The sequence below is a fragment of the Streptomyces sp. NPDC048734 genome, assembly GCF_043198675.1.
Taxonomy (GTDB): domain Bacteria; phylum Actinomycetota; class Actinomycetes; order Streptomycetales; family Streptomycetaceae; genus Streptomyces.
Map to the genome: position 1 here is coordinate 78249 of NZ_JBICUZ010000022.1, position 7151 is coordinate 85399.

At 70.4% G+C, this 7151-nt stretch carries 5 protein-coding genes and 1 pseudogene; 4 read left to right on the forward strand and 2 right to left on the reverse strand.

The window, feature by feature from the left end:
- Nucleotides 1-174 precede the first annotated feature (174 nt).
- Nucleotides 175-1704 carry a UDP-N-acetylglucosamine 1-carboxyvinyltransferase gene (locus tag ACGFQC_RS33925; RefSeq protein WP_363090397.1) on the reverse strand — a complete coding sequence of 510 codons (1530 nt, stop codon included), beginning with the start codon at nt 1702-1704 and terminating at the stop codon, nt 175-177.
- 64 nt (nt 1705-1768) lie between these two features.
- A complete protein-coding gene (locus tag ACGFQC_RS33930; protein WP_363090398.1) occupies nt 1769-1969 on the reverse strand; it encodes a DUF4236 domain-containing protein in 201 nt (66 codons plus the stop codon).
- 361 nt (nt 1970-2330) lie between these two features.
- Here ACGFQC_RS33930 and ACGFQC_RS33935 point away from each other — a divergent pair, with 361 nt between their 5' ends.
- From ACGFQC_RS33935 to ACGFQC_RS33950, 4 genes and pseudogenes are all read left to right on the forward strand, one after another.
- On the forward strand, nt 2331-2648 hold the full coding sequence (locus ACGFQC_RS33935) for a hypothetical protein (protein ID WP_363090399.1): 318 nt from the start codon (nt 2331-2333) through the stop codon (nt 2646-2648).
- Between the two features lie 418 nt (nt 2649-3066).
- A complete protein-coding gene (gene acnA, locus ACGFQC_RS33940; RefSeq protein ID WP_363090400.1) occupies nt 3067-5784 on the forward strand; it encodes an aconitate hydratase AcnA in 2718 nt (905 codons plus the stop codon).
- A 138-nt stretch (nt 5785-5922) separates the two neighbouring features.
- Nucleotides 5923-6597, forward strand: coding sequence for a hypothetical protein (locus ACGFQC_RS33945; protein WP_363090401.1), 675 nt, complete (start codon nt 5923-5925; stop codon nt 6595-6597).
- 190 nt (nt 6598-6787) lie between these two features.
- A pseudogene (locus tag ACGFQC_RS33950) lies at nt 6788-6910 on the forward strand (chitin-binding protein); the annotation flags it as partial.
- Nucleotides 6911-7151: the final 241 nt, after the last annotated feature.

Below are 7151 nucleotides of genomic sequence, written 5' to 3' on the forward strand. Positions count from 1 at the left end.
ATCGGTTTCAGTGGTTCCGTGTGTTCTCGACTGTTCTCGACGACGCGTCGTGCCGGGTGAGCTGCGATCCGGACTCTTCGGTCCCGGCCGAAGCCCCGGAGGCGCCGCCACCTCCTCTCCTGCCGCACGTCCATGTGGGCCGGCGGGAGTGTGGCGGCGCTTTTCCGAGGATCCTCAGATGTCCCGGAAGATCTCGATCTGCGCCCCGATCGAGTTCAGCCGCTCCGCCAGGTCCTCGTAACCCCGGTTGATGACGTAGACGTTGCGCAGGACCGACGTGCCCTCGGCGGCCATCATCGCCAGCAGGACCACCACGGCCGGCCGCAGGGCCGGCGGGCACATCATTTCGGCGGCGCGCCAGCGGGTGGGGCCCTCCACCAGGACCCGGTGCGGGTCGAGGAGCTGGAGCCGGCCCCCGAGGCGGTTGAGGTCGGTGAGGTAGATCGCGCGGTTGTCGTAGACCCAGTCGTGGATGAGGGTCTTGCCCTGGGCGACGGCCGCGATGGCCGCGAAGAACGGCACGTTGTCGATGTTCAGGCCCGGGAACGGCATCGGGTGGATCTTGTCGATCGGCGCCTCCAGCTTGGAGGGCCGCACGGTCAGGTCCACCAGGCGGGTACGGCCGTTGTCCGCGAAGTACTCGGGCGTGCGGTCGTGGTCGAGGCCCATCTCCTCCAGGACCGCCAGCTCGATCTCCAGGAACTCGATCGGCACCCGGCGCACCGTCAGCTCCGACTCCGTGACGACGGCGGCGGCCAGCAGGCTCATCGCCTCGACCGGGTCCTCGGAGGGGGAGTAGTCCACGTCGACGTCGATGTCCGGCACGCCGTGCACGGTGAGCGTGGTGGTGCCGATGCCCTCGACCGCGACGCCGAGCGCCTCCAGGAAGAAGCAGAGGTCCTGGACCATGTAGTTGGAGGAGGCGTTGCGGATGACGGTCACCCCGTCGTGCCGGGCGGCGGCCAGCAGCGCGTTCTCGGTGACGGTGTCCCCGCGCTCGGTCAGCACGATCGGACGGTCCGGGCGGACGGCGCGGTCGACGACGGCGTGGTACTGCCCCTCCGTCGCGGCGATGTCCAGCCCGAACCGGCGCAGCGCGATCATGTGCGGCTCGATGGTCCGCGTCCCGAGGTCGCAGCCGCCGGCGTACGGCAGCATGAAGCGGTCCGTGCGGTGCAGCAGCGGGCCGAGGAACATGATGATCGAGCGGGTGCGCACGGCGGCCTCGGCGTCGATGGCCGCCATGTCCAGTTCGGCCGGAGGCACGATCTCCAGGTCGACGCCCTCGTTGATCCAGCGCGTCTTGACGCCGATCGAGTTCAGCACCTCCAGGAGGCGGTAGACCTCCTCGATGCGGGCGACCCGGCGCAGCACCGTGCGCCCCCGGTTCAGCAGCGAGGCGCACAGCAGTGCCACGCACGCGTTCTTGCTCGTCTTCACGTCGATGGCGCCCGACAGCCGTCGGCCGCCCACGACGCGCAGGTGCATCGGCCCCGCGTAGCCCAGTGAGACGATCTCACTGTCCAGGGCTTCACCGATTCGAGCGATCATCTCAAGGCTGATGTTTTGGTTCCCGCGCTCGATGCGGTTGACGGCGCTCTGGCTGGTTCCGAGAGCCTCCGCCAGTTGCGCCTGTGTCCAGCCACGGTGTTGCCGGGCGTCACGGATGAGCCTGCCGATGCGTACGAGGTAGTCGTCTGCCATGAGGCTGAGGTTATCTCAGATATGAGATCGCGCCTCTCGGGGGGTCCGCTCGGGTGACGCCCCGTCAACGCCGCTTGGCGGTACGCGTACGGCGCCACCCGAAAGGTCCGGGCAAATCCATCGATGTCGTACGACGGCCGGTGCTGCTGTGGGTGTGGCGCGGGCCGTGTGAGCCGCCACCGGTGGTGATGGACCACGAGCGCTTGTTGATGTTCAGGCGCACCCCCGGAAGGATGCGGAAGCTCTTGCGGAAGGTGAGGGGCATCGGGGCCTCCTTCTCGGTCGGGACGTCGGGAGCGTTCCGCGGGTGCGCCGGGAACGCTCCGCTTCCGTCTACCCCCGCCCGGCCGGTGCATGGCCGCCGCGCCGCGGGGCTGACGCGCCGGCAGCTGACGCACTGTCGGGCGCCCGGCGGGCGAGGGCGGGCGACCCGGTGGCCGCCCTCGCACGCCGCCGCACCGTCCGGACGGCTGCCGCATGGCCTCGGCGGGTCGAGCCGAGTGTCAAAGGCCTGGCGCAGCCTCTGTCGACAGGCGCTGCTGGTCCGCGGAACTGCCTATGATTTGGGCATGTCATCCCTCGGTGTCGATTCGGACCCGCGTTCCGGCGGTGTGTCTGATCGGCTGATGCCCTCCGGGGTGGACCGGGCGATCACGTGGTTGTCGTTGTGGTGGATGGCCAGTCCCCTCGTCCTGTCCACTCCGGCGATCGCCCGTGCGATGGGGTTTCCCCGGGTGCTGGAGGAGTTCGGCACCATCTTCTGGTGGGCCGCTTCGACCGGCGCGATCGTCGCGCCGGCCGCGGGGCTCGTGGTGGCGCACCTCGGACGTCGGCGGAAGGCCTTCCGGCGCTTCATCATCATGGCGACGCTGTCCAGCGCGCTGGTCCTCGCCTGGGTCCTCGGCGTAATGCTCGCCGAGTGTCCTGACGGCCGTCACTGCTAGGCCGCCCGGCACCCCCGGCGCGCCACCTCGTACGACCGGGTTCGCCGACAGGGAAGCCGGAGCGACCGGGTTCGCCGACAGGGAAGCCGGAGTGACCGGGTTCGCCGACAGGGAAGCCGGAGTGACCGGGTTCGCCGACAGGGAAGCCGGAGTGACCGGGGCCGCTGTCAGGGAAGCCGGAGCGACCGGGACCGCTGTCAGGCGACTCGACTCGGCCGGACGGCAGCGGTCGACGGGCTGGGCATGACCAACCAGCCCTCATGTACTAGAGTTATCTCGACATCGAGATATCTGCCGAGGCGCACCGCAGCCGCCACCCGAGTAAGGGTGACCTAACTTAGCCTGTCCTAAGCGGATCGGCCAAGTCCGCGTGACGGCAGGATGCGGTGGTACGCGCACATCAATGAAGGAGACTGTCGTGTCGGCGAACAGCTTCGACGCCCGCAGCACGCTGCAGGTGGGCGACGAGTCGTACGAGATCTTCCGGCTGGACAAGGTCGAGGGCTCCGCGCGCCTTCCCTACAGCCTGAAGGTGCTGCTGGAGAACCTGCTCCGCACGGAGGACGGCGCGAACATCACCGCCGACCACATCCGCGCCCTCGGCGACTGGGACTCGCAGGCCCAGCCCTCCCAGGAGATCCAGTTCACGCCGGCCCGCGTGATCATGCAGGACTTCACCGGCGTGCCCTGTGTCGTCGACCTCGCCACCATGCGTGAGGCCGTCAAGGAGCTCGGCGGCGACCCGGCGAAGGTCAACCCGCTCTCCCCGGCCGAGCTGGTCATCGACCACTCCGTCATCGCCGACAAGTTCGGCACCAACGAGGCCTTCGCGCAGAACGTCGAGCTGGAGTACGGCCGCAACAAGGAGCGCTACCAGTTCCTGCGCTGGGGCCAGACCGCCTTCGACGACTTCAAGGTCGTCCCGCCGGGCACCGGCATCGTCCACCAGGTGAACATCGAGCACCTGGCGCGCACGGTCATGGTCCGGAACGGCCAGGCCTACCCCGACACCCTGGTCGGCACCGACTCGCACACCACCATGGTCAACGGCCTCGGCGTCCTCGGCTGGGGCGTCGGCGGCATCGAGGCCGAGGCCGCGATGCTCGGCCAGCCGGTCTCCATGCTCATCCCGCGCGTCGTCGGCTTCAAGCTGACCGGCGAGCTGCCGGCCGGCACCACCGCCACCGACCTGGTCCTCACGATCACCGAGATGCTGCGCAAGCACGGCGTCGTCGGCAAGTTCGTCGAGTTCTACGGCGAGGGCGTCGCCGCCACCTCCCTGGCCAACCGCGCCACCATCGGCAACATGTCGCCGGAGTTCGGCTCCACCGCCGCGATCTTCCCGATCGACGACGAGACCCTGAAGTACCTCAAGCTCACCGGCCGTGACGCGCAGCAGGTCGCGCTCGTCGAGGCGTACGCCAAGGAGCAGGGCCTCTGGCTGGACCCGAAGGCCGAGCCGGACTTCTCCGAGAAGCTCGAGCTGGACCTGTCCACCGTCGTCCCCTCGATCGCCGGCCCGAAGCGCCCGCAGGACCGCATCGTCCTCGCCGAGGCCGCCGAGCAGTTCAAGCAGGACGTCCGCAACTACGTCGACGAGGTCGACGAGGCCGGCCAGGAGTCCTTCCCGGCCTCCGACGCCCCGGCCATCCACCCCAACGGCGCCCCGTCCAACCCGGTCACCGTGACCGCCCCCGACGGCTCGACGTACGAGATCGACCACGGTGCGGTGACGGTCGCGGCCATCACCTCCTGCACCAACACCTCCAACCCGTACGTCATGGTCGCCGCCGCGCTCGTCGCGAAGAAGGCCGTGGAGAAGGGCCTGACCCGCAAGCCCTGGGTCAAGACCACCCTCGCGCCGGGCTCGAAGGTCGTCACCGACTACTTCGACAAGGCGGGCCTGACCCCCTACCTCGACAAGGTCGGCTTCAACCTCGTCGGCTACGGCTGCACCACCTGCATCGGCAACTCCGGCCCGCTGCCGGAGGAGGTCTCCAAGGCGGTCAACGACCACGACCTCGCGGTCACCTCGGTCCTCTCCGGCAACCGGAACTTCGAGGGCCGGATCAACCCCGACGTCAAGATGAACTACCTGGCCTCCCCGCCGCTGGTCGTCGCGTACGCCCTCGCGGGCTCCATGAAGGTGGACATCACCAAGGACGCGCTCGGTGTCGACCAGGACGGCAACGCCGTCTACCTGAAGGACATCTGGCCCTCCGAGGCCGAGGTCAACGACGTCGTGGCCAACGCCATCGGCGAGGACATGTTCAACAAGTCCTACCAGGACGTCTTCGCGGGCGACGCCCAGTGGCAGGCGCTGCCGATCCCGACCGGCAACACCTTCGAGTGGGACGCCGAGTCGACCTACGTCCGCAAGCCCCCGTACTTCGAGGGCATGACGATGGAGACCACCCCGGTCTCCGACATCACGGGCGCCCGCGTCCTGGCCAAGCTGGGCGACTCGGTCACCACCGACCACATCTCCCCGGCCGGCGCCATCAAGGCCGACACCCCGGCCGGCAAGTACCTCACCGAGCACGGTGTGGAGCGTCGTGACTTCAACTCCTACGGCTCGCGCCGGGGCAACCACGAGGTCATGATCCGCGGCACGTTCGCCAACATCCGCCTGCGCAACCAGATCGCGCCGGGCACCGAGGGCGGCTACACCCGCGACTTCACCCAGCCCGACGCGCCGGTGTCGTTCATCTACGACGCCTCGCGCAACTACATCGAGCAGGGCATCCCGCTGGTCGTCCTGGCCGGCAAGGAGTACGGCTCCGGCTCGTCCCGCGACTGGGCCGCCAAGGGCACCGCGCTCCTCGGTGTCAAGGCCGTCATCGCCGAGTCGTACGAGCGCATCCACCGCTCGAACCTCATCGGCATGGGCGTCCTGCCGCTCCAGTTCCCGGAGGGCGCCTCCGCGGCCTCCCTCGGCCTGACCGGCGAGGAGACCTTCTCCTTCACCGGCGTCGAGGAGCTGAACAACGGCACCACCCCGCGCACGGTCAAGGTCACCACCGACACCGGCGTCGAGTTCGACGCGGTCGTCCGCATCGACACCCCCGGTGAGGCCGACTACTACCGCAACGGCGGCATCATGCAGTACGTGCTGCGCAGCCTGATCCGCAAGTAGTCCGCAAGCGAAAGCTCGACCGGACTGCGGTCCGGCGGGCGTACGAGGGCCGTTCCCCCGGTGGCGGGGGAGCGGCCCTCCGCCGTGCCGTGGCCCGCCGCCGACGTTGCCGCCAAGGGCTGTTGGTACGGTCCGGCCATGCCCGAAACGCACACGGCGAGCGGTTCCGTGACCGGTGGACCCGTCACGGCGGCCGACGTCGAGCACGCGGTCCGGCTGGCCGTGGCCACCCTGCGGGGAGCGAAGGCGCCGGACTGGGACGCCAAGGCCGGCAGCCTGGAGTGGGACTGCTGGGAGACCGTCGAGCACCTCGCCGACGACCTGTTCTCCTACGCCGCCCAACTGGGCCCGCGGAACCCGCCGTCGGACACCCACGTGCCGTTCGTGTGGAGCCGGAGGAGGCCGGGCGGTCCGGCCAACGTCGTCTTCGCCGACCGTACCGCCGGCCCGGCGGGCCTGTTGCAGGTCCTGGAGGCGTGCGGCGCGCTGCTCGCGGCCGTCGTGCGCACCACGCCGCCGACGGTACGGTCGCACCACGTCTTCGGCGCGGCCGACCCGGAGGGCTTCGCGGCGATGGGCGTCGTGGAGACGCTGGTGCACCTGCACGACGTCGCCGAGGGACTCGGCCTCGCCTGGACACCCGACGCCGCCCTGTGCGACCGGGTGCTGACCCGGCTCTTCCCGAACGCCCCCACGGACACCCCTCGGTGGCCCACCCTGCTGTGGGCCACCGGCCGCACGGACCTCCCGGGCCACCCCCGCCTCACCCGATGGCGCTGGTACGGCGCACCCGCCCACGAGAGACAGCGGTGACGCGTCCGCACCCTCCGCACCCTCGGCCCCCGCGTCCTGGTCGGCCCCTGGTTTCGTGAAGTGACGCCGATTCCGTTTACAAGTCGGCTCCGCAGCGCTACCTTGCGCCACAGGTGAGGTGGGAGCGCTCCCACTCGGTGGACCGGAACCCGCCGGGGGTGCTCCCGCCTCCCCCTCCTTCGCCGCCCCGCAGGTGATGGTCCACAACGCCGGCTGGAACGGCTCGTTGGGTCCCGGCGCGAGCGCGACCTTCGGGTACGTCGTCCCGGGCCCCGGCGGCGACGGCGCGACGACCCTTCCCTGCCGGGCCGGTCGAACCGTCACCCCGTCGCGGACCCGCTCGCGTTGCAGCGGCCACGCCGGTCCGGCCCGGTGGGCGGCGAGCCGTACGGCCACCGCCCACCGGGCCGGACCGCGACCGCGCCCCCCGGGGGGGGGGGCCGGCCCCCCGCGGGGGCGGCGGGGGCGGAGCCGGTGCCCCCCGCGCAGCCGGTGGTGGGGGGGCCGCCCGCGGCGAAGTAGAAGGCGGATTCCCGCGCCCGACCCGAGGCCAT

Coding starts and splice junctions, on each gene's coding strand:
- ACGFQC_RS33925 (WP_363090397.1), bottom strand. CDS start 1,704: ATGGCAGACGACTACCTCGTACGCATCGGCAGGCTCATCCGTGACGCC.
- ACGFQC_RS33930 (WP_363090398.1), bottom strand. CDS start 1,969: ATGCCCCTCACCTTCCGCAAGAGCTTCCGCATCCTTCCGGGGGTGCGC.
- ACGFQC_RS33935 (WP_363090399.1), top strand. CDS start 2,331: ATGCCCTCCGGGGTGGACCGGGCGATCACGTGGTTGTCGTTGTGGTGG.
- ACGFQC_RS33945 (WP_363090401.1), top strand. CDS start 5,923: ATGCCCGAAACGCACACGGCGAGCGGTTCCGTGACCGGTGGACCCGTC.